Source organism: Microbacterium sp. NPDC088619 (assembly GCF_044752825.1).
Classification (GTDB): domain Bacteria; phylum Actinomycetota; class Actinomycetes; order Actinomycetales; family Microbacteriaceae; genus Microbacterium.
This window is the reverse complement of sequence record NZ_JBIVLZ010000001.1, coordinates 283,725-302,440: the sequence shown is the minus strand read 5'-3', so window position 1 is coordinate 302,440 and position 18,716 is coordinate 283,725. Positions and strand designations below refer to the sequence as shown.

The 18,716-nt window shown below is 67.4% G+C and carries 20 protein-coding genes and 1 tRNA gene; 12 read left to right on the top strand and 9 right to left on the bottom strand.

The window, feature by feature from the left end:
* Positions 1-16: 16 nt before the first annotated feature.
* The 3 genes from fliD to ACIP5T_RS01565 form a co-directional block, all read right to left on the bottom strand.
* A complete protein-coding gene (gene fliD, locus ACIP5T_RS01575; RefSeq protein WP_400860035.1) occupies positions 17-1,381 on the bottom strand; it encodes a flagellar filament capping protein FliD in 1,365 nt (454 codons plus the stop codon).
* A gap of 102 nt (positions 1,382-1,483) precedes the next feature.
* Positions 1,484-2,308, bottom strand: a complete 825-nt coding sequence (locus ACIP5T_RS01570; RefSeq protein ID WP_400860033.1) for a flagellin — start codon at positions 2,306-2,308, stop codon at positions 1,484-1,486.
* A 117-nt stretch (positions 2,309-2,425) separates the two neighbouring features.
* On the bottom strand, positions 2,426-3,199 hold the full coding sequence (locus tag ACIP5T_RS01565; protein WP_400860030.1) for a sigma-70 family RNA polymerase sigma factor: 774 nt from the start codon (positions 3,197-3,199) through the stop codon (positions 2,426-2,428).
* 263 nt (positions 3,200-3,462) lie between these two features.
* Here ACIP5T_RS01565 and ACIP5T_RS01560 point away from each other — a divergent pair, with 263 nt between their 5' ends.
* Genes ACIP5T_RS01560 through ACIP5T_RS01550 form a run of 3 tightly spaced genes read left to right on the top strand, consistent with a single transcriptional unit; the run spans position 3,463 to position 5,062 of the window.
* On the top strand, positions 3,463-4,053 hold the full coding sequence (locus ACIP5T_RS01560; RefSeq protein WP_400860028.1) for a sulfite oxidase-like oxidoreductase: 591 nt from the start codon (positions 3,463-3,465) through the stop codon (positions 4,051-4,053).
* On the top strand, positions 4,050-4,775 hold the full coding sequence (locus ACIP5T_RS01555; RefSeq protein WP_400860026.1) for a ferredoxin reductase: 726 nt from the start codon (positions 4,050-4,052) through the stop codon (positions 4,773-4,775). Before ACIP5T_RS01560 ends, ACIP5T_RS01555 begins: the two co-directional genes overlap by 4 nt.
* On the top strand, positions 4,775-5,062 hold the full coding sequence (locus ACIP5T_RS01550; protein ID WP_400860025.1) for a DUF6510 family protein: 288 nt from the start codon (positions 4,775-4,777) through the stop codon (positions 5,060-5,062). The genes ACIP5T_RS01555 and ACIP5T_RS01550 overlap by 1 nt, the downstream gene beginning before the upstream one ends.
* 63 nt (positions 5,063-5,125) lie before the next feature.
* Here ACIP5T_RS01550 and ACIP5T_RS01545 read toward each other — a convergent pair whose 3' ends face one another.
* Genes ACIP5T_RS01545 through ACIP5T_RS01535 form a run of 3 tightly spaced genes read right to left on the bottom strand, consistent with a single transcriptional unit; the run spans position 5,126 to position 7,311 of the window.
* Entirely contained in the window at positions 5,126-5,260 is a 135-nt protein-coding gene (locus ACIP5T_RS01545; protein WP_400860023.1) for a methionine/alanine import family NSS transporter small subunit, read from the bottom strand.
* Positions 5,257-6,894: a sodium-dependent transporter gene (locus ACIP5T_RS01540; RefSeq protein ID WP_400860021.1), complete on the bottom strand. Its 1,638-nt coding sequence runs from the start codon at positions 6,892-6,894 to the stop codon at positions 5,257-5,259. Before ACIP5T_RS01540 ends, ACIP5T_RS01545 begins: the two co-directional genes overlap by 4 nt.
* Positions 6,895-6,918: 24 nt before the next feature.
* Positions 6,919-7,311 carry a thiol-disulfide oxidoreductase DCC family protein gene (locus tag ACIP5T_RS01535; protein ID WP_400860020.1) on the bottom strand — a complete coding sequence of 131 codons (393 nt, stop codon included), beginning with the start codon at positions 7,309-7,311 and terminating at the stop codon, positions 6,919-6,921.
* A gap of 98 nt (positions 7,312-7,409) precedes the next feature.
* On the opposite strand from ACIP5T_RS01535, the gene ACIP5T_RS01530 reads away from it, so the two are divergent.
* Together ACIP5T_RS01530 and ACIP5T_RS01525 are read left to right on the top strand one after the other, a co-directional pair.
* The gene (locus ACIP5T_RS01530; RefSeq protein WP_400860019.1) at positions 7,410-7,613 is read left to right on the top strand and encodes a hypothetical protein; all 204 of its coding nucleotides are present in this window, start codon (positions 7,410-7,412) and stop codon (positions 7,611-7,613) included.
* Positions 7,614-7,640: 27 nt separating this feature from the next.
* Positions 7,641-7,982: an ATP-dependent DNA ligase gene (locus tag ACIP5T_RS01525; RefSeq protein WP_400860017.1), complete on the top strand. Its 342-nt coding sequence runs from the start codon at positions 7,641-7,643 to the stop codon at positions 7,980-7,982.
* A gap of 5 nt (positions 7,983-7,987) precedes the next feature.
* On the opposite strand, the gene ACIP5T_RS01520 is transcribed toward ACIP5T_RS01525, so the two are convergent.
* Together ACIP5T_RS01520 and ACIP5T_RS01515 are read right to left on the bottom strand one after the other, a co-directional pair.
* Positions 7,988-8,428 (bottom strand): HIT family protein, encoded by a 441-nt coding sequence (locus tag ACIP5T_RS01520; RefSeq protein ID WP_400860015.1) that lies wholly within the window; start codon positions 8,426-8,428, stop codon positions 7,988-7,990.
* A 163-nt stretch (positions 8,429-8,591) separates the two neighbouring features.
* Positions 8,592-8,664: transfer RNA gene (locus ACIP5T_RS01515), tRNA-Val, on the bottom strand.
* A 152-nt stretch (positions 8,665-8,816) separates the two neighbouring features.
* On the opposite strand from ACIP5T_RS01515, the gene aceE reads away from it, so the two are divergent.
* From aceE to ACIP5T_RS01485, 6 genes are all read left to right on the top strand, one after another.
* Entirely contained in the window at positions 8,817-11,543 is a 2,727-nt protein-coding gene (gene aceE, locus ACIP5T_RS01510; RefSeq protein ID WP_400860014.1) for a pyruvate dehydrogenase (acetyl-transferring), homodimeric type, read from the top strand.
* Between the two features lie 31 nt (positions 11,544-11,574).
* The gene (locus tag ACIP5T_RS01505) at positions 11,575-12,780 is read left to right on the top strand and encodes a PucR family transcriptional regulator (protein WP_400860013.1); all 1,206 of its coding nucleotides are present in this window, start codon (positions 11,575-11,577) and stop codon (positions 12,778-12,780) included.
* A 106-nt stretch (positions 12,781-12,886) separates the two neighbouring features.
* On the top strand, positions 12,887-13,807 hold the full coding sequence (locus ACIP5T_RS01500; protein ID WP_400860011.1) for an ACP S-malonyltransferase: 921 nt from the start codon (positions 12,887-12,889) through the stop codon (positions 13,805-13,807).
* Positions 13,804-14,805, top strand: a complete 1,002-nt coding sequence (locus tag ACIP5T_RS01495; protein ID WP_400860009.1) for a beta-ketoacyl-ACP synthase III — start codon at positions 13,804-13,806, stop codon at positions 14,803-14,805. The genes ACIP5T_RS01500 and ACIP5T_RS01495 overlap by 4 nt, the downstream gene beginning before the upstream one ends.
* A gap of 68 nt (positions 14,806-14,873) precedes the next feature.
* Complete coding sequence (locus ACIP5T_RS01490; protein ID WP_017202249.1) at positions 14,874-15,122, top strand: acyl carrier protein; 249 nt, start codon at positions 14,874-14,876, stop codon at positions 15,120-15,122.
* 90 nt (positions 15,123-15,212) lie between these two features.
* The gene (locus tag ACIP5T_RS01485) at positions 15,213-16,451 is read left to right on the top strand and encodes a beta-ketoacyl-[acyl-carrier-protein] synthase family protein (RefSeq protein ID WP_400860007.1); all 1,239 of its coding nucleotides are present in this window, start codon (positions 15,213-15,215) and stop codon (positions 16,449-16,451) included.
* Between the two features lie 64 nt (positions 16,452-16,515).
* Here the strand turns inward: ACIP5T_RS01485 and ACIP5T_RS01480 are convergent, their stop codons facing one another.
* A complete protein-coding gene (locus ACIP5T_RS01480; protein WP_400860005.1) occupies positions 16,516-17,181 on the bottom strand; it encodes a YitT family protein in 666 nt (221 codons plus the stop codon).
* Positions 17,182-17,276: 95 nt separating this feature from the next.
* Here ACIP5T_RS01480 and ACIP5T_RS01475 point away from each other — a divergent pair, with 95 nt between their 5' ends.
* Positions 17,277-18,680, top strand: coding sequence for a PLP-dependent aminotransferase family protein (locus tag ACIP5T_RS01475; RefSeq protein ID WP_400860003.1), 1,404 nt, complete (start codon positions 17,277-17,279; stop codon positions 18,678-18,680).
* Positions 18,681-18,716: the final 36 nt, after the last annotated feature.

The following is an 18,716-nucleotide window of genomic DNA, read 5'->3' as shown; positions in this document are numbered from 1 at the left end:
GGTGGCGGTGCTCAGGTCACGACGTCGTCGTGCTGTTGAGGCCGGCGAGCTGCGAGGTGAGCCACGACGACTGCGACTGCAGCTTCGACAGCTGCACCTCGAGCTGGGCGTAGGTGCGCTCGAGTGTGGCCTGGCGCTGCTCGAGTCGGATGTCCCATCGCTCGACCTGGGTCTTGAGCGTCTTGACCTCGGCCTCCTGGCCGGTGATCCTCTGGGTGAGCAGCCCGTCGTACTTGTCGGAGTACTGGTCGGTGACTCCTTCGACGCGGCCCGCGATCGCCGAGAACAGCTCCTGGGTCTTCTCCGGGTCCTCGGCCAGCGCCTTGGCGAACTTCTCTGCATCGAAGGAGAGCACACCCTTGTCGCTGATCGAGATGCCGATCGTCGAGGGCGAGACGCCGTCGACCGGATGCTGCATCGCGCTCGTGAGTGCACCGCGAAGGTTTCGGACCGTGCTGTCTCCCGTGAACACGCCCAGCGTGGTGGCCTCCCCGACTGCTCCGACCGTCGCGGTCGACCCCTTGTCGATGCGGGTCAGGAGCGACGCCATCTCCTTGACGAACGTCTCGGCCGTCGTGGTCTGCTTCTTCGCATCCCGAGCCACCGCCACCGTCACCGGATCCGCGCTCGCCTTCGTGACCGTGACCTCGATTCCCTCCCCCACGCTGATGGTGTTGCTCGCGCTGTTCAGCGTCTGCTCTGCCGCAGTGCCGGCGAACAGACGGATGCGGGCGTCGGCTCCCTGCGTGATGACGGCGGCGCCGGGCTCGGCGCCGAGATCCGTCGAGGTTCCGGCGGCGATGTCTGCCACCGTGCCTCTGTGCACGGTGAACTCGCCGGCAGTGCCGGTCTCGATCGACGTCAGCTGGATGCGCGACAGGGGCTTGCCGTCGGCATCGATCCCTGCGGGGACGACCGTGGCGCTCACTCCCGCCTTCGATGCGTTGATGGCCTTGGCGAGATCCTGCGGCCCGGTGCCGAGGGGTGTCACTTCGATCGATTCGCCGTCTGAGCCGACGAGCGTGAACGCGCCGCCCCACTCCGTGGATCCGCCTGCTGCCGTCACGATCGAGTGCGCGGTGGCGACGGCATCGACGACGATGGCGGTCGAGAACGCGCTGGCCTTGGCTCCGGCCGTGACGGTGACGGTCTCGGATGACGAGGACGCGGTGAATGAGGCCAGAGAGGTCGCACCCGCTGCGGTCTTCGACTTCGCGACCAGCTCCTGCAGCGTGGTGTTCAGCGACTGGAGGTTGGTGATGATCGAGTTTCGATCTGTGATCTTGTTCGTGATCAGTGTCTTCGGGATCGCCGAGACGTCCATCAGCGCCTTGATGAGCTCTTCGGTCTTGAGCCCTGATACGAGTCCGTCGAGTTTCATCCCGGTCGTCTTCCGTGCGATGCGGTCAAGGGTGTCCTACAGGAAGGCGCCCGAGCGGAGATGACTCCGCCCGGGCGCCTGATGCGCCTCAGGCGCAGCGACTCAACGGAGAAGCTGCAGGACGCCCTGGCCCGACTGGTTCGCCTGCGCGAGCATGGCGGTGCCGGCCTGCTGCAGGATGTTCGAGGCGGTGTACTTGACCATCTCGGCGGCCATGTCGGTGTCCGCGATGCGGCTCTTGGCTGCGGCGAGGTTCTCGGCCGAGACCTGCAGCGAGTTGATCGTCGACTCGAAGCGGTTCTGCACCGCACCGAGACCGGCGCGAGCCGACGAGACACCGGTGATCTCCGTGTCGATCGTCGCGATCGAGGCGAGAGCAGTCGCTGCGGAGTCGACGGTCAGGCCGCTGATCGTCGCACCCAGGCCGGAGAAGTCGGTCAGGGTGACTGCGATCTGGTCCTCGGCCGCCTCCGAGCCCGCACCCACCTGGAACGTCAGGGTGCTCGCGCTGTCGAGCAGCTTGATCCCGTTGAAGTTCGTGCTGGCTGCGACGCGGGTCAGCTCCTCGCCGAGCGTGTTGATCTCGGTCTTGATGGCGTCACGCGAATCCGCGTTGTTCGAGTCGGAACCCGCCTGCACCGCGAGGTCGCGGACACGCTGCAGGATCGAGTGGACCTCGGTCAGGGCGCCTTCTGCGGTCTGGATGACCGAGATGCCGTCCTGAGCGTTGCGGGCTGCGACGTTCAGGCCGTTGACCTGCGAGCGCAGACCTTCGGAGATGGCGAGGCCGGCTGCGTCATCGGCTGCGCGGTTGATGCGCAGACCGCTCGACAGCTTCTCGAGCGACTTCGAGACGTCGTTCTGGTTGACAGAGAGGTTGCGGTACGCGTTGAGTGCACCGACGTTGGTTGCGATCTGAAGACCCATGAGAATTCCTCCGTGGTTATGGGGCTGGACGCGGGCCCATCCGTGGGCCTGCACAATCCACATTCGCGACATGCGCCGCGGTCGTAACCAACGATGCGGAAGATTCCGGCAGAGGCGTCAGACAGCGGCGAGAAGCTCGCTCGACCGGTCACGGCTCTCGGCGCGCACCGGCCCGAACAGGCTCTCGAAGAACTCGGCCCTCGCCTTGGTCGTGCGGTCACCCGAAGTGCCGTTCTCCCACGCCTCCATGGCTTCGCGCATCAGCGAGAGGCCCTTGGACCGCAGCTTGGACACGTAGGCATGGCTGACCTCGAGCTCTTCGGCGATGTCCTTCACCATCCGATCCTCGAGGTAGATCCCACGCACCACCTGCTGCATGGCCGCCGGCAGTGCGTCGACCACGCGGTTGATCATCGTCCGCGTCTCAGACTGCTCGACCGCGTGCTCGGGGAGGATGACGTTGTCGGTGAGGTCGGCCGCCTGACGTCCGGTCTCGGCGTCGAAGTGCTCTTCGAAGCTGACCGCCGTCCGCACCATCTCGTCGAGCTTCATCATCTCCGCGACGACGTCGACCGCGAACCCCGACTCCCTCGCGAGCTCCGTCGAACTCGCCACGCGGCCGGTGCGGGCGAGCACTGTCTCGGCGGCGACCCGCAGGCGCTCGATCTTGTCGCGGCTGCGCTCGCCGGCGGGGTCTGCTCGACGCATCTCCGACAGCATCGCCCAGTTGATCTGACTGCTCGCGAAGGCGCCGAACGGAATGCCGCGCGCTGCGTCGTACGACATCGCTGCTCGTGCGAGGCCCATGCGCGCGGCGGAGAGCAGATCGTCGAGGTCGACATGTGTGGCAGAGCGGGCCTTCTCGACTGCCAGGAAGGTCGCGAGCGGCATGTTGTCGCGTGCCAGCCTCTCGGGCGAGACGGAGGTGTTGTCGGGCTGAGAGGAATCAGCAGAAACAGCGAAACTACTCAGCAATGTGACTCCGTGGCTTGAACAACTGTTTTACGAGTGAAGCTAGCACGAACAACACGTTTATGAGTAAAAAATGATCGAGTTCTTCGGTCCGACGCGGCCCTAGACTCGGTCGCATACGGAGTGCGCCTCCTCAGGAGCGACTCCGAGCTCCCGCTCCGGCTCGACGAAAGAAGACGATCATGGGTGTGATCTCCCGCGGCTTCGGTGCACGGCGACGCGAATCGGATGACCGCCTCCCCCCGGGGCAGTACCTCACCGAGGACTTCCCCGTCCTCTCGGCGGGGCCGACGCCGCGCGTCTCCACCGATACGTGGGAGTTCGCCGTCGTCGGTCTCGACGGCATCCGCCGCACCTGGTCGTGGGACGACCTCCAGGCGCTGCCGATCGACACCATCACCACAGACATCCACTGCGTGACCCGGTGGTCGAAGCTCGGCACCCAGTGGCGTGGCGTCTCCCTCGATCATCTGCTGCAGGATGCCGGAGACGGCGACTTCACCCGCGTCTTCTCCTACGGCGGGTACACGACCAACGTCCCTCGCGCCGACCTGACCGGCGGCAGGGCGTGGATCGCATTCGAGTTCGACGGCGAGCCGCTCGCCGCAGAGCACGGCGGCCCCGCCCGGCTCCTCGTCCCCCACCTCTACTTCTGGAAATCCGCGAAGTGGGTCCACGGCCTGGATCTGCTCGTGAACGACGAACCGGGGTTCTGGGAGCAGAACGGATACAACATGTACGGCGATCCGTGGAAAGAGGAGCGGTACTGGTGACCTCGTCGTCGCTGTGGCTTGTCGCCAGCGTCCTCGAGGTCCGACGAGCCACACCGCATGGGCGTGTGCTCTCCCTACGGGTCGACAGGTGGCCGGGGAACCTCGCCGGCCAGCACGTCGATGTGCGCCTGACCGCTGAGGACGGCTATCAGGCCGTGCGGTCGTACTCGCTCGCATCGTCCGGGGAGGGCGGCGTGCTCGAGTTGGCCGTCGACGAGGTGCCGGATGGCGAGGTCTCTCCGTATCTCGTCGAGGATGTCCGACCCGGCGACGAGCTGGAGGTTCGCGGTCCGATCGGCGCCTACTTCGTGTGGACCCCTGCGCAGACGGAACCCGTGCAACTCATCGCCGGCGGATCAGGGATAGTGCCGCTCCTCGCGATGGCCCGGGAACATGCGCGCTCGGCCAGCTCCGCACCGATGCGGCTCCTGTATGCGGTGCGTTCTGCGGAAGACGCGTTCTACACGGCCGAACTGGGCGATCTCACCGACGACGCCTTCAGCGTCGACTGGGCGTACAGCCGCTCGGCACCGACCGGGTCCGAACGGCCCGCCGGCAGGGTGGATGCGGCGACGATCGCGGCGTCCACCATCCCCGCTGCAGAGCGCCCTTCGGTCTACGTCTGCGGGCCGACCGGCTTCGTCGAGGCGGTCGCAGATCTGCTCGTCGCGACGGGGCATCCGCCCGACCGCATCCGCACCGAGCGTTTCGGAGGTTCCTGATGGACGCTGTCCACCCCGGTCATCGCAAGAGAGTCGACGGCAACGCCGCCGGCGGGATGCTGCTCGAGTTCTTCGGCAGGGACATGACCGCTGCCCGAGCGGCATGCACGCACTGCGAGAGGGAAGCCGACCTCGCCGACGCCGTCGCAGAGCTCGATCCGGCCGGCGTGATCCTGCTCTGCCGCGGGTGCGGGCGCACGCTGCTGACCTGTCTGCGCGCCGACGGGAGAGCGACCCTGGTGATCGGCGCGCTGAGTCGTCTGAGCTGGCCGGCCGACGAACGATAGACGAGATATGCGGGGTGCGGGTCCTGGGGCGACGCCGCGATCAGGCGCGGCGACCGGCGTCGGTCAGAGTTCCACGGGCGGAGCGGGTTCCGAGTCCGCGACCTCGGGGTGACGCGCGAGGTTCACGACGGCGGCGATGAGTCCGCCCCAGATCGTGACCATCGCGATGATCATCATGACGATGGCTGTCGTGGTCATGCGCCTGCTCCCTTCTCCATCGTGCGAGGTTCCGAGCCCGGCACCGTCGGAATCGACGAGGTTTCCGCATCGGGTTCGTAGTCTTCCTCGGCGAGGAACTCGTCGTACTCCGGGTCGTCCTTGGCGTGCGAACGACCGCTCCACGGCAGCGCGGACAGCAGCAGTGCGAGCGCGACGAGGGCGATGACCATGCCCCATCCGAAGACGGCGAGGAACCATCCGGGATAGCCGCCATACGGCTCTGCGATCTTCGAGATCAGCTCGGTGACCAACAGGTAGCCGAGCACCAGGGGCGCGAGCGCACCGACGAGCAGCATCCAGACCCGACCTACTCGGAAACTCGAACGACGATCGAGGTGATCGACGAGCGCCGGCAGCTTGTGCAGCAACCAGGCCACGACGATCACGGCCACGAGCGCGACGGCCATGATGCCGAAGGCGTTGACGAACGCGTCAGCCGTATCGAGGACCGACAGAGCAGTGGTCGTCGAGAAGAGGGCCATCGAGACGATCGCGAGCGGAATCGACACTGTGAGGGTCGTGCGGATGCGCGCCCACCCGAGCTTGTCCTGCAGCGCCGCGACGATGACCTCGAGGATGGAGATGAGTGAGGTCACGCCGGCGAAGACCAGTGCCCCGAAGAACAGGACGCCGATGATCGAGCCGCCGGTCGCCTGCGACACGATCGTCGGGAACGCGATGAACGCCAGGCCTATCCCCGACGATGCGACTCCGGCAACCTCGGTGCCCTGCGCCTGCGCCATGAAGCCGAGCGCGGCGAACACGCCGATTCCCGCGAGGATCTCGAAGCCCGAGTTCGCGAAGGCGACCACCAGGCCGGAACCGGTGAGGTCGGTCTTGCGCTTCAGGTACGACGAGTACGTCACCATGATCCCGAAGGCCACGGACAGCGAGAAGAAGATGTGACCGTAGGCCGATGCCCACACGGCGGGGTCTCCGAGTGCCTCCCAGTTCGGGGTGAAGAAGGCGTTCAGCCCGTCCATCGCGCCGGGAAGGAACAGCGACTGCACCACGAGGATCGCGAACATCACCGTCAGCAGAGGCATCAGGATCATGTTGGCCCTGCCTATGCCCCGCTTGACGCCCAGCGCCATGATGACGATGACGATCAGCCAGACCGCGATGAGCGGCAGCCCGACCTGAGGCACGAACTCGGTCGAGATGCCGATTTCGGCGACGTCGGCTGAGCGGAGGAAGTCCACGAAGAAGAAGTCGTTCTCGTTGCCGGGCCCCCAGGTCAACTGCGCCGAGAACCAGGTGTACATCGCAGCCCACGCGATGATCACCGCGTAGTAGACCGCGATCACCACGCAGATGAGCACCTGCCACCAGCCGAGCGGCTCAGCCCTGCGGTGCATCCGCCGGAAGGCCAGCGGCGCGGAACCGCGGAATCGGTGTCCGATCGCGTAGTCGAAGAAGAGCAGCGGGATTCCGGCGGTCAGCAGCGCGCACAGATACGGGATGAGGAACGCCCCGCCTCCGCCCTCGTACGCCACGTAGGGGAACCGCCAGATGTTCCCCAGACCGACGGCAGAGCCGATCGCAGAGAGGATGAAGACGTTGCGCGAGCCGAAGGCCTCGCGTTTCGGGGTCTGCGACGTTGCGGTGGCCATGCGCCGAGAGTACCGGAGTCGCGATCAGTTGACGTCGCGACTCTCGGCCCGCGGCAGGGCGCAGGCGGCCGTGCCCCCGGGAAGCCGGTGCCGGAAGCGGGCGATCAGCCTGTAGCCGAGTGCCGCTGCCCACGAGAACGGGGGCGTGACCAGCACCTGGCCCACGACGCGCAGGGGCCTCGAGCGCTGCATCCTCAGCAGCGCGGCGAAAGCCGCGTGACCGCGGAACCGGCGTTCGCCGACCAGCAACCATACGTAGCGGGTGACGTCGTCCGAGCTCAGTCCGAATTCATCGAGGTCGAGCCACTGCCACGGCTGAGCCTCGGGAAATCTGACGAGCCACCGCTCGAGTCGCCGCACCCACGTGGTGCAGAAGGCACAGTCACCGTCGAAGACGAGCAGCGGTTTCGGACGCATAGCGTCGACCCTACGCCCCGGACCGATGTCCGGAACCACAGGATCCTCCTGATCACAAGCCCCTGTTCATCGCTCGGAGCCTGATGGAGCCTGTCGCCATGAGCCACCCGGACGACATCAAGCAACCGCTCGATCATCTGCCTCCGCTCGACGAGCGTGACAGGGCGATCGAGATCGAAGAGCCCCACTACCCGAGCTCCGGATCACCGACCGGGCGCGCGCATGCGACGCCCGAGACGGCCGCCGAACCCGACAAGCCCCACCGGCACGGCGTCGACAAGCTTCCGCCGACCTCACGCTGACAAGAGTTCAGCAGGCAACGGCAGATCATGGGCAGGTTCGTGTACGAGGGAAGCCAGAAGGCCGAGATCGACGATCGCACTCTCCACCATCTGCAGGTGGTCGTGACGACGAAGCTACGACGAAGTGAGCCCTTTCTCTTCACGTGGAGGGATGACTCCAGCGTCGGGGGCGGTCGCAGCACGGTGTGGTTGCACCCGGGCTGCAGCCTCGTCTTCAGTTACTCCGTCGGCCAGGTGCCCGACCTCAACAGGCAGTGGATCGAGGCGCTCGCGTTCACCGCGAACGCACCGTCCGGGTTGTACGTCGTTCGCGAACCCGATGGCCGGACGGGCTCTGAGAGCGGTGGCGCCGCTCAACCCCGATCATGACTCGCCTATGAGCTGAGCGGACCGGCGCCAGCGACGTCGAACGCGGCACTGAGCAGACCGATGGCCATCGCCTCGGGCAGCGGCTCGAGCGGGCGGTGCCCCCTCGGATCCTCCCATGGGCCGTTGTCCGGCCGCGGATCGCGGTCGCGGCGACGCGGGACGAGGTGCGCGTGCACGTGCACGTGCGAGTCCGTGTCGCCGGAGAAGGCGACATCGACACGGTCGGCGCCGGTGGCTCGTCGGATGATGCGCGTCGCGCAGTGGATGTCGGCCATGAACAGCTCCGCGAGTGCCGACGGCGCGTCGGCGATGTCGTCGTGGTGATCGCGCAGACTGACGACACTGCGGCCGGGGAACCGGGCGTCCGAGAGCAGTCCGACGCGGGATACGCTCAGGCTGCCGACCGGATTGGCCACTGCGAACTGACACTTCTGACACGTGTTCACGTGACCTCCTTCCCGGCATCGACTTGACGTCCGCGAGCCGCTCAGAGTCCACGAAGAACTCTACGAGAGGCGTGACGTCTCAGGAAAGAAGGCGTCCTGTCTAGCCATCAGCGCCAGGGTGCGGTATCTTCCAGCGCAGCCCAGAGCCAGGACGAGATCGAGGTGGGCCCTGCCGGGATCGAACCGACGACATCCACGGTGTAAACGTGGCGCTCTACCAGCTGAGCTAAAGGCCCTGATGCGTCCAGTCTACAGATGACCCGGTGCGCGCTGATGTCGTGGAAGGGGGATAGGCTGAGGGCGGCACGCGTTGTGCACAGCCGACAAGGCTGCCCGCGTCGCTTCCCGTTTCATTGGCATGACCTGCCAGCTTGACGAAAGGCTCCCCGTGACTGTGCACGACCAGGATCCGTATTCCCAGGGCCCGCTCGACAGCGATCCGGATGAGACGGGCGAGTGGCAGCAGTCGCTCGACGAGCTCGTCGACGCCAAGGGCCACGGTCGAGGCCGCGAGATCATGCTCAGCCTGCTCAAGCGCTCCAAGGAGCTGCACCTGGGCGTGCCGATGGTCCCGACCACGGACTACATCAACACCATCGCGCCCGAGAACGAGCCCGAGTTCCCCGGTGACGAAGAGGTCGAGCGCCGCTACCGCGCCTGGATCCGCTGGAACGCGGCCATCACGGTGCACCGCGCGCAGCGCCCCGGCATCGGCGTCGGCGGTCACATCTCGACCTACGCGTCGTCGGCCGCGCTGTACGAAGTGGGCTTCAACCACTTCTTCAAGGGTCTCGACAACCCGGGCGGCGGAGACCAGATCTTCGTGCAGGGCCACGCCTCCCCCGGCACCTACGCCCGTTCCTTCCTCGAGGGCCGCCTGAGCGAAGACCAGCTCGACGGCTTCCGCCAGGAGAAGTCGCACGCGCCGTACGGCATCCCCTCGTACCCGCACCCTCGACTGATGCCGGACTACTGGCAGTTCCCGACCGTCTCGATGGGTCTGGGTCCGATCAACGCCATCTACCAGGCGATGTCGAACAAGTACCTCGAGAACCGCGGCATCAAGGACACGTCCGAGTCCCACGTCTGGGCATTCCTCGGCGACGGCGAGATGGACGAGGTCGAGAGCCGCGGTCAGCTGCAGGTCGCGGCCAACGAGGGTCTCGACAACCTCACGTTCATCGTCAACTGCAACCTGCAGCGCCTCGACGGCCCTGTGCGCGGCAACGGCAAGATCGTCCAGGAGCTCGAGTCGTTCTTCCGCGGTGCGGGGTGGAACGTCATCAAGGTCGTCTGGGGTCGCGAATGGGACGACCTGCTCGCCCGCGACACCGAGGGCGCGCTGCTCAACCTGATGAACATCACCCCCGACGGTGACTACCAGACGTACAAGGCCGAGTCCGGCGCGTACGTCCGCGAGCACTTCTTCGGCCGCGACGAGCGCGCCGCAGCCCTCGTCAAGGACTACTCCGACGACGACATCTGGAACCTCAAGCGCGGTGGCCACGACTACCGCAAGGTCTACGCCGCGTTCAAGGCTGCGACAGAGCACAAGGGCAAGCCCACCGTCATCCTCGCCAAGACCGTCAAGGGCTACGGCCTGGGTCCGCACTTCGAGGGCCGCAACGCGACCCACCAGATGAAGAAGATGACGCTGGACAACCTCAAGACGTTCCGCGACGCGATGCACATCCCGATCACGGACGCTCAGCTCGAGGAGAACCCGTACCTGCCCCCGTACTACAACCCGGGCTCGCAGGACGAGACGATCCAGTACATGCTCGAGCGCCGCCAGGCTCTCGGCGGCTACCTGCCGGAGCGTCGTTCCACGCACGTCGGGCTCTCGCTCCCCGACGACACCGCGTACGCACTGCCCAAGAAGGGCTCCGGTACGCAGGAGATCGCCACGACCATGGCGTTCGTCCGTCTGCTGAAGGACCTGCTGCGTTCGAAGGACTTCGGCCACCGCATCGTCCCGATCATCCCCGACGAGGCCCGTACGTTCGGAATGGACGCGTACTTCCCGTCTGCGAAGATCTACAACCCGAACGGTCAGCACTACACGTCGGTCGACCGTGAGCTCCTCCTCGCCTACAAGGAGAGCCCGCAGGGCCAGATCGTGCACGTCGGCATCAACGAGGCCGGCGCACTGGCGGCGTTCACCGCGGCGGGCACCTCGTATGCCACGCACGGCGAGCCGCTTATCCCGATCTACCTCTTCTACTCGATGTTCGGGTTCCAGCGCACCGGTGACGCCCAGTGGGCCGCCGGCGACCAGATGGCCCGCGGGTTCATCATGGGTGCCACGGCCGGCCGCACCACGCTCACCGGTGAGGGCCTGCAGCACGCCGACGGCCACTCGCACCTGCTCGCCGCCACCAACCCGGCGACGGTCTCGTACGACCCGGCCTACGGCTACGAGATCGCGCACATCATGCGCTCCGGTCTCGAGCGCATGTACGGCGGCAACCACGAAGACCCGAACGTCATGTACTACATCACGCTCTACAACGAGCCGATGGTGATGCCCGCCGAGCCTGAGAATGTGGACGTCGACGGCATCGTGCGCGGCATCCACCGCATCTCGGTCGGAGAGGGCGAGGGCCCGCGCGCCCAGCTCTTCGCATCGGGCGTCGGACTCCCCTGGGCACTCGAGGCGCAGGAGCTGCTGAAGAACGACTGGGGCGTGATCGCCGATGTCTGGTCGGTCACCTCCTGGACCGAGCTGCGCCGCGACGGACTCGCCGCCGACGAGCACAACTTCCTCCACCCGGAGGAAGAGCCGCGCACCGCGTACCTCACGCAGAAGCTGCAGGGGGCCGAAGGTCCCGTCGTCGCCGTGAGCGACTTCATGCACGCCGTGCAGGACCAGATCCGTCCGTGGGTTCCGCAGCGTTTCGCGACGCTGGGTGCCGACGGCTTCGGCTTCTCCGACACGCGTGCAGCCGCTCGTCGCTTCTTCAAGATCGACGGCCCGTCGATCGTCGTCCGCACGCTGCAGTCGCTCGCCGAAGACGGGGTCGTCGACCGTTCTCTCGCCGCGCAGGCCATCCAGAAGTACAGCCTGCACGACGTGAATGCCGGCACCAGCGGCAACGCGGGCGGCGAAAGCTGAGCCATCGGTGACGGGTTCCTCTTCGCGCGGCATGGACAAGTCCGCCACGCTCACCTGGCTGCGCCGGATCTCCGGCGACATCGCCTCGGTGACCATCAAGCGCCTCGAGGACACCCTTCCGTGGTACGCCGACATGCCACCAGCCCGCCGCTCTGCGGTCGGGCTGGTGGCTCAGGCGGGCATCACCTCCTTCATCCAGTGGTATGAGGATCCGACCTCGACGCCATGGATCGCCGCCGACATCTTCGCCGCGGCGCCGCGCGAGCTGCTGCGCAGCGTCAGCCTGCAGCAGACTCTGCAACTCATCCGTGTCACGGTCGAGGTGACAGAGGAGCGCGTCGCCGGACGAGGCGCAGATCTCCGCGAGGCGATCCTGCTCTATTCGCGCGACGTGGCTTTCGCCGCTGCCGACGTCTACGCCCGAGCCGCTGAGGCTCGTGGTCTGTGGGATGCGAGGCTCGAGGCGCTCGTCGTCGACTCCATCCTCACCGGTGAGGCGGACGAAGAGCTGCCGAGCCGGATCGCCGCCTTGGGCTGGCACGGTCACGGAGAAGTCGCGGTGCTGGTCGGCACGACTCCCCCGCAGTTCGACGTCGATCTCGTGCGTCGCACGGCGCGGAAGCTCGCGGTCGACGTGCTGATCGGAGTGCAGGGATCCCGACTCGTGCTCGTGATCGGCCGCGCTCGCATCGCGGGCCAGGAACCGGCGGAAGGCGAAGAGGAAGAACTCGGCTTCGAAGAGATCGCCTCGCGCCTCGAACCCTCGTTCGGCCCTGGTTACGTCGTCCTCGGCCCCGCGGTCGCCGCACTCGTCGACGCGAGTCAGAGCGCACGGGCGGCCCTCGCAGGCTTCGCTGTGGCCCGCGCCTGGCGCAGCGCTCCCCGGCCGGTCGACGCAGACGACCTCCTTCCCGAGCGGGCGCTCGCGGGCGATCCGCTCGCCAAGCAGACGCTGATCGAGCGCATCTACCGTCCGCTGCAGGCGCACTCCACAGATCTCGTGACCACCCTCTGGAGCTATCTCGACAACGGGCGTTCACTCGAGGCCACCGCCCGAGAGCTGTTCGTGCACCCGAACACCGTGCGCTACCGCCTCAAGCGTGTGAGCGAGGTGATCGGCTGGGACGCCACGGGTCCTCGCGAGGCTCTGATCCTGCAGACCGCGCTCATCCTCGGGTCGATCGGCGCCGCAGAGCAGGTCCGTCGCCGGGCTCCCCTGCGTCGCCCTTCGCGCTGATCTGCGCTCCGCGCGCCGATCAGCTGTACGCCACACACAAGGGTTTTCTCGAATCTTGTGATGGATCATCCACCGCTCACCGCAGATCGTTGGCAGACTGGGGTCTGTGATTGTCGTCGTATGCCCTGGACAGGGCTCGCAGACCCCCGGATTCCTCTCCCCCTGGCTCGAACTCGACGGTGCGGCAGACAGCCTCGCCGCGTTCTCCGAGGCGGCGGAGGTCGATCTCCAGCAGCACGGAACAGTGTCAGACGCTGACACGATCAGAGACACGCGCATCGCCCAGCCTCTGATCGTCGCTGCGTCGCTGATCGCTGCGAACGCGCTCAATGCGCGTGCCGGTCGCCGAGCCGACGGTGTCGCCGGACACTCGGTCGGCGAGATCGCCGCGCTCGTGAGCAGCGGTGTGATCGACGCCGACACCGGCATGCGCCTGGTCGGCATCCGAGGTCGGGCGATGGCGGACGCCGCGTCCCAGACCCCGACCGGCATGAGCGCCGTGCTGGGCGGAGACGAAGAGACCGTGCTCACCCGTCTCACCGAACTCGGGCTCTCCCCCGCGAACTACAACGGCGGCGGCCAGCTCGTCGTCGCCGGCGAGCTCGCCGGGCTCGACGCTCTCGCCACCGAACCCGTCAAAGGCACCCGCGTCATCCCGCTGCAGGTGGCCGGTGCATTCCACACGTCGTACATGGCCTCAGCGGTCGCCGCACTGCGCGACGCGGTCGCCACGGTCGCCCCGGCCGACCCCGAGATCACACTCTGGACGAACCGCGACGGATCCGTCGTCACCGACGGATCGCAGGCCCTGAGCTACCTCGTCGACCAGGTGTCGTCGCCGGTGCGCTGGGACCTCTGCATGTCGTCGTTCGCTGAACACGGCATCACCGGTCTGATCGAGCTCGCACCCGCGGGCGCGCTCACCGGACTCGCCAAGCGCGGCCTGCGCGGAGTCCCCTCCGTGGCCGTGAAGACCCCCGATGATCTCGATGCGGCCGTCGCGCTGCTGAACGGAGAAGCCGCATGAGCCCCATCCTGAACCAGATCACCGGTCCCGCCTATACGCGGATCTACTCCTATGGCGCTGCCCGCGGCGAGAACGCCGTGCCGAACGACGACCTGATCGGCCCGATCGACTCGAGCGACGAGTGGATCCGCCAGCGCACCGGCATCGTCACCCGCGTGCGAGCCGACAAGGGCACGGATGCGATCGACCTCGCCACGATCGCCGGAGCAGAGGCCATCGAGAAGTCCGGCATCCCTGCCGACCAGGTCGACCTCGTGATCGTCGCCACCATCAGCAACCCCAAGCAGTCGCCGTCCGTCTCGGCGATCGTGGCCGACCGCGTCGGTGCGAACCCGGCGGCTGCATACGACGTCAACGCCGCCTGCGCGGGCTATGCCTACGCGATCACTCAGGCAGACGCGCTGATCAAGTCCGGTGCCGCCCGCTACGCCCTCGTGATCGGCACCGAGAAGCTGTCAGACGTCGTGGATCCGGCCGACCGGAGCATCTCGTTCCTGCTGGGCGACGGCGCCGGCGCCGCCCTCATCGGCCCCAGCGACACGCCGGGCATCGCCCCGGCGGTGTGGGGATCGGATGGTTCGAAGGCCGATGCGGTCGGCATGAACGCGACTCTCACCGAGTTCCGCGACGGCGAGGTGCCGTGGCCGACCCTGCGCCAGGAGGGTCAGACGGTCTTCCGCTGGGCCGTGTGGGAGATGGCGAAGGTCGCGCGCGAAGCGCTCGACAAGGCCGGCGTCGAGCCGACCGACATCGCCGCGTTCATCCCGCACCAGGCGAACATGCGCATCATCGACGAGTTCGCGAAGCAGCTCAAGCTCCCCGAGTCCACGGTGATCGCTCGCGACATCGAGACCACCGGCAACACGTCGGCCGCCTCGATCCCTCTCGCGAGCCACCGTCTGATGGCCGAGCACCCCGAGCTCTCGGGTGGTCTCGCGCTGCAGATCGGCTTCGGCGCCGGACTCGTGTTCGCCGCTCAGGTCGTCGTCCTCCCCTGAGAACGCGCCGACTTTCCCTAGACTGTTCCACGGTTCCGAATACAACCCGTAAGAAAGAGGAAGACCACATGGCTTTCACCAACGATGAGGTCCTCGCAGGCCTCGCAGAGCTGATCACCGACGAGACCGGCATCAACGCATCCGAGGTCGCCCTCGAGAAGTCGTTCACCGACGACCTCGACATCGACTCGATCTCGATGATGACGATCGTCGTCAACGCAGAAGAGAAGTTCGGCGTCACCATCCCCGACGACGAGGTCAAGAACCTCAAGACCGTCGGCGACGCCGTCAACTTCATCGTCGCAGGCCAGGAGTAATCCTCGCAGGATGCCACCCCCGCGCTCGCGGGGCGTGGCATCCTCCGCCTTGCCCGTTCTCCGCTCGACCCGCCCGACAAGGAACCACACATGACCAAGCGCATCGTCGTCACCGGCATCGGCGCCACGTCCGCCATCGGCGGGACCGCCCCCGAGAACTGGGCGAATCTGCTCGCCGGCCAGTCCGGCACCCGCACCCTCGAGCACGACTGGGTGAAGGAATACGACCTCCCCGTCACCTTCGCGGCCGAAGCGATCGTCCGCCCCGAAGAGGTACTGCCCCGCCACGAGGCGAAGCGGCTCGACCCCTCGTCGCAGTTCGCACTCATCGCCGCACGCGAGGCCTGGGCGGACGCCGGCTCCCCCGAGGTCGCTCCCGAGCGCCTGGGAGTCGACTTCGCGACCGGCATCGGCGGCCTCTGGACTCTCCTCGACGCGTGGGACACCCTGCGTGAGAAGGGCCCCCGCCGTGTGATGCCGCTGACCGTCCCGATGCTGATGCCGAATGCCGCAGCCGGCAACCTGTCGCTGCAGTTCCAGGCTCGCGCCTATGCGCAGACCGTCGTCAGCGCATGCGCCTCCAGCACCGAGTCGATCATCCACGCCTTCCACCACCTGCAGGACGGTCTCGCCGACGTCGTGATCGCCGGCGGCACAGAATCGGCCATCCACCCGATCACGATGGCGTCGTTCGCCTCTGCTCAGGCTCTGTCCCGCCGCAACGACGACCCGGCCACAGCCTCGCGTCCCGGCGCGATCGACCGCGACGGCTTCGTCATGGGCGAGGGCGCAGCCGTGCTCATCCTCGAGACCGAGGAGCATGCCAAGGCGCGCGGTGCCAAGATCTACGGCTACGTGCTCGGCGGTGGCGTCACCGCTGACGCGTACCACATCACGGGCAACGACCCCGAGGGCAACGGCGCCGCACGCGCCGTCACGCAGGCGCTCGACGAGGCCGGCATCACCGCCGACCAGGTGACCCACATCAACGCGCACGCGACGTCGACCCCCGTGGGAGACCCCAACGAGTACGTCGCGCTGAGGAAGGTCTTCGGCGAGCGGATCGACGAGATCCCCGTCTCGGCCACCAAGGCGTCGACCGGCCACCTGCTCGGCGGCACGGGAGCCCTCGAGGCGATCTTCTCGCTGCTCGCGCTCCGCGACCGCGTCGCCCCGCCGACGATCAACATGACCGAGCCCGACCCGGCCGTGCCGTTCCGCCTCTCCGGCGAGCCCACGCCCCTCGGCGACGGCCCGCAGATCGCGATCAGCAACTCGTTCGGCTTCGGCGGCCACAACGCCGTCGCCGTCTTCGCGAGCGCCGACTGACCTGCGACAGAGACGAACAGCGGCCCCCGGGTTATCCCGGGGGCCGCTCCTCGTCTCTGAGGACCTAGCGCGCGGACGCGCGTGCGAGCTGGCGCGACCTCGCCGCACGGACGCGAGTGGTCCACGGCAGGAACCAGCCGATCAGGGGCCCGACTCCGAAGGCGAAGAGCACCGTCCCCACGCCCACCGGACCGCCGAGCAGGAAGCCGATCAGCAGGACGCTCCCCTCGATGAGCGTGCGCACGAGCCACACGGGCCACCCCGTGCGCCCCACGAGCCCCGTCATCAGACCGTCTCGCGGGCCGGGACCGAAGTCTGCCGCGATGTAGAGACCGGTGGCGAAGGCGAGCAGCAGAAGCCCGGCCACGAACATCGGAGCGCCGACCCAGATCGACGACGGTGCGGGAATGACGGCGAGAGCCAGATCTGCGCTGGGTCCGACGAGCAGGGCGTTGAGCAGAGTCCCGAGCCCGACCCGCTGCCGCAACGGGATCCACAGCAGCAGCACCAGCACCGACACGAGCACGGTGACCGCCCCGTATCCGATCCCCGTCTGCCCCGAGACTCCGAGTGCGAGGACGTCCCACGGGGCGACGCCGATACCGCCGCGCACCATCAGCCCGAGGGCGACGCCGTAGAGGAACAGGCCGACGAGCAGCTGCACGATGCGCTCGACGACGTCGCGGGGGCTGGTGGCGCTGATCGGGAGGAGGACGGAACGAAGTCGCATCCCTCAATGCTGGCCCAGTCGTCCATCGCGTTCACGAGACCACTCGGTGAGAAGTGGCCTGCTTTCTTCAGGCCACTTTGGTGCATGCTGGAGTCATGACCTCACGGCTCGTCCAGCAGCTCGGTGCCCACAACATCGCCGGCGCCACGGCGAAGGCCCTCGCCGAGCACATCCGCGCGTTGATCCTCGACGGTCGACTCACCGTGGGCGAACGGCTGCCGAGCGAGCGAGCGCTCGCGCTGGAGCTGCGTCGCTCCCGCTCGACGACGACCCGTGTCTACGACCTTCTCGAGGGCGACGGGTACGTCTCACGGCTGCACGGGGGCAGCACTCGGGTCACCCTGCCGCATACCGTCGCCCCGGGAAGAGGTGCAGAAGACGAGTCGGCCATCGATCTGTCGATCGCATCGATGGATTCGACTCCAGGGCTGTACGACGCGACCGTGCGATCACTCCCCCGGCTCGCGGCGATGCGCGGCACCAGCGGCTACTCACTGCGGGGCCTTCCCGAGCTGCGTGAGGCGGTGGCGCAGCGATTCACGCAGCGGGGAGTGCCGACGGATACCGACGAGATCATGATCACATCCGGTGCGCTCAACGCCTTCAACCTGCTGCTCGCCACGATCGGCCGAAGGGGCGAGCGCGCACTCGTCGAGCAGCCCACCTTCCCGCATGCACTCGAGGCACTTCACCGCCACGGCTACCGGCTGCTGCCGACCCCGGTCGATGTCACGGGATGGGATGAGGGCCACCTCACCGACACTCTGCTGCGCGGCCGCCCCCATCTCGCCTACCTCATCCCCGACTTCCACAATCCGACGGGAGCCACGCTCTCGGATGTCGAGCGGTCGCGAATCGCGGCGACGGCTCGGAGCGTCGGCACGCACCTGATCATCGATGAGACGACCGCCGAACTCGACATCGATCGGGAGTGGACCCCGCTGCCCTTCTCGGCGTTCAGCCCGCATGTGATCACCGTGGGCTCGATGTCGAAGATCGCCTGGGGCGGCATGCGCATCGGCTGGATCCGGGCCGACCGCTCGGTGATGGCCCGCCTGCTCGCCACCCGCCCCTCGTTCGAGCTCGGCACGGCGCTGCTCGAACAGTGCATCGCCGTCGAGCTGCTGCAGGAGATGCCGGCGCTCACCGCGCACGTCGCGACACGCCTGCGGGCAGGTCGCGCCGCTGTGGCGGCGGGACTCGAGTCCTTCGACACCGTGTCCATGCCGCCGACGAGCGGTGGGCTCTCCGCTTGGCTCGACCTGGGCGCCCCGGTGTCGACAGCCCTGTCGCTCGCCGCGCGTGATCACGGACTGATCCTTCCGCCAGGGCCGCGATTCTCCACCGGCGGCGTGCTCGAGAGGCGCCTGCGGATTCCGATCACCCTGACACCTGAGCGCACCGCAGAGGCGATGGACCGACTCCGACTCGCGTGGGAGGACGTCATGGCCGGAGGGACCGCGGCCGAGTCCGAGATCCCGCGCTCGGCTGTCATCTGACAGACGAAGACCCCGTCCCTGATCTTCAGGAACGAG

Excerpts from the sequence above, each read along its gene's own strand:
- ACIP5T_RS01475 (WP_400860003.1), top strand. The coding sequence starts at position 17,277 with ATGACCTCACGGCTCGTCCAGCAGCTCGGTGCCCACAACATCGCCGGC.
- ACIP5T_RS01495 (WP_400860009.1), top strand. The coding sequence starts at position 13,804 with ATGAGCCCCATCCTGAACCAGATCACCGGTCCCGCCTATACGCGGATC.
- ACIP5T_RS01480 (WP_400860005.1), bottom strand. The coding sequence starts at position 17,181 with ATGCGACTTCGTTCCGTCCTCCTCCCGATCAGCGCCACCAGCCCCCGC.
- ACIP5T_RS01525 (WP_400860017.1), top strand. The coding sequence starts at position 7,641 with ATGGGCAGGTTCGTGTACGAGGGAAGCCAGAAGGCCGAGATCGACGAT.
- ACIP5T_RS01535 (WP_400860020.1), bottom strand. The coding sequence starts at position 7,311 with ATGCGTCCGAAACCGCTGCTCGTCTTCGACGGTGACTGTGCCTTCTGC.
- ACIP5T_RS01550 (WP_400860025.1), top strand. The coding sequence starts at position 4,775 with ATGGACGCTGTCCACCCCGGTCATCGCAAGAGAGTCGACGGCAACGCC.
- ACIP5T_RS01485 (WP_400860007.1), top strand. The coding sequence starts at position 15,213 with ATGACCAAGCGCATCGTCGTCACCGGCATCGGCGCCACGTCCGCCATC.
- ACIP5T_RS01490 (WP_017202249.1), top strand. The coding sequence starts at position 14,874 with ATGGCTTTCACCAACGATGAGGTCCTCGCAGGCCTCGCAGAGCTGATC.
- ACIP5T_RS01565 (WP_400860030.1), bottom strand. The coding sequence starts at position 3,199 with ATGCCGCTCGCGACCTTCCTGGCAGTCGAGAAGGCCCGCTCTGCCACA.
- fliD (WP_400860035.1), bottom strand. The coding sequence starts at position 1,381 with ATGAAACTCGACGGACTCGTATCAGGGCTCAAGACCGAAGAGCTCATC.
- ACIP5T_RS01570 (WP_400860033.1), bottom strand. The coding sequence starts at position 2,308 with ATGGGTCTTCAGATCGCAACCAACGTCGGTGCACTCAACGCGTACCGC.
- ACIP5T_RS01540 (WP_400860021.1), bottom strand. The coding sequence starts at position 6,894 with ATGGCCACCGCAACGTCGCAGACCCCGAAACGCGAGGCCTTCGGCTCG.
- ACIP5T_RS01560 (WP_400860028.1), top strand. The coding sequence starts at position 3,463 with ATGGGTGTGATCTCCCGCGGCTTCGGTGCACGGCGACGCGAATCGGAT.
- ACIP5T_RS01545 (WP_400860023.1), bottom strand. The coding sequence starts at position 5,260 with ATGACCACGACAGCCATCGTCATGATGATCATCGCGATGGTCACGATC.
- ACIP5T_RS01530 (WP_400860019.1), top strand. The coding sequence starts at position 7,410 with ATGAGCCACCCGGACGACATCAAGCAACCGCTCGATCATCTGCCTCCG.
- ACIP5T_RS01505 (WP_400860013.1), top strand. The coding sequence starts at position 11,575 with ATGGACAAGTCCGCCACGCTCACCTGGCTGCGCCGGATCTCCGGCGAC.